Source organism: Pseudovibrio sp. POLY-S9 (assembly GCF_001431305.1).
Classification (GTDB): Bacteria; Pseudomonadota; Alphaproteobacteria; order Rhizobiales; family Stappiaceae; genus Pseudovibrio.
Map to the genome: position 1 here is coordinate 1 of NZ_LCWX01000172.1, position 1,386 is coordinate 1,386.

General features: G+C 57.3%; 1 protein-coding gene. It reads right to left on the reverse strand.

The annotated features are described in order from the left end of the window. Positions 1-1,332, reverse strand: a 1,332-nt coding sequence (locus PPL9_RS17580; protein WP_161831327.1) for an amino acid adenylation domain-containing protein, incomplete at its 3' end; no start/stop codon positions are given. Positions 1,333-1,386: the final 54 nt, after the last annotated feature.

Below are 1,386 nucleotides of genomic sequence, written 5' to 3' on the forward strand. Positions count from 1 at the left end.
ATGCCTTTCGAGGATTGTTTCGATTTCCCCCAGTTCAATTCTGTATCCGTTGACTTTGACCTGGGTATCTTTGCGGCCAAGGAACTCGATAAGACCCGTTTCTGTATAGCGGCCAAGATCACCGGTTTTGTAGAGCCGCTCACCAGTATCAGCGTGAGTGACAAAGCTCTGCTCGGTCAAATCCGGACGCCCGAGATACCCCTTGGCTAGTCCAACACCTGCGATCACGATTTCACCAATCACACCGGTTGGGCACTCGTCCAGCCGGTGACCAACAACACGCATTGGCTGGTTGGTCAGCCCAGTCCCGTAAGGAATGCTCTGCCAGGTTGGATCCACTGTCTCAATCAGATATTCAATCGACCAAATCGAGGCTTCTGTCGCCCCACCCAGCGAGATAATTTGCAGATCAGAATTAAGGCTCTGCCAAGCTTGCTCGGGCAGTGAGAGCGGAATCCAATCGCCGCTCAGCATCGCAACGCGCAGCTCTGGGAAAGCCGCTTCACTGTCTTGCTCGTGTGCAACCAGCATGCGCAACAAAGCCGGAACCGAGTTCCAGACTGTCACACCCGCAGCACGCAGAACACGACCCCAGTGGCGTGGATCCTTCAAACCATCGGGATGCGGCAGCACAAGGCGTGCACCCCGCGCGCTCGTGCCGAACAGATCGAACACGGAGAGATCGAAGCTGAGTGATGACAGGCCGAACACACCATCATTTGCCGTCAGGCAGCGTCGCACGCAAATATCTTCAATGGTGTTCATGACAGCCTGGTGTGCGATCACGACACCTTTGGGCGAGCCTGTCGAACCGGAGGTGAAGATCACATAAGCTGTCTGATCAGGCGTGGCCACCACCTCTGCGAAGGGAGCATCATGGCATTGCCAACTTATGTCGAGCGCCTGTAATACTGGCGTCTCCACCACCCCTGGTCGGTTTGCCAAGTCGCGTTGCAGAGAACCCAGATGCCAGGGCTGTGTGAGAATCTGGCGCACACCAGCCGCTGCGAGCAACTCAGCACGACGCTGCGGTGGCACCTCAGGATCGATGGGAAGATAGGCTCCGCCAGCGCGCAAAATGCCATGTGCTGCAGCACTCTGCTCCCACCCTTTGTCCATGATGATGGCTACAAACTCTTCCCGCGCAAGACCACCTGCACGCAAAACCGTGGCCACCTTGTTCGCCGCCCGATGCAACTGATCATAACTGACCTCAAATGCGCAGCCACCCTTTGCATCCGCCTGCCAGATAGCCACTGCCTCTGGCGTCTCAACCGCATATCGCGCCAGCCCATCATGTAGGCTTGCAACTGGGAGAGCACTCTCGGCCACCGGCAACGCAACCGCGGGCAACCGCGGTAAATCAGCCGCTTCCAGCAAGGTCGG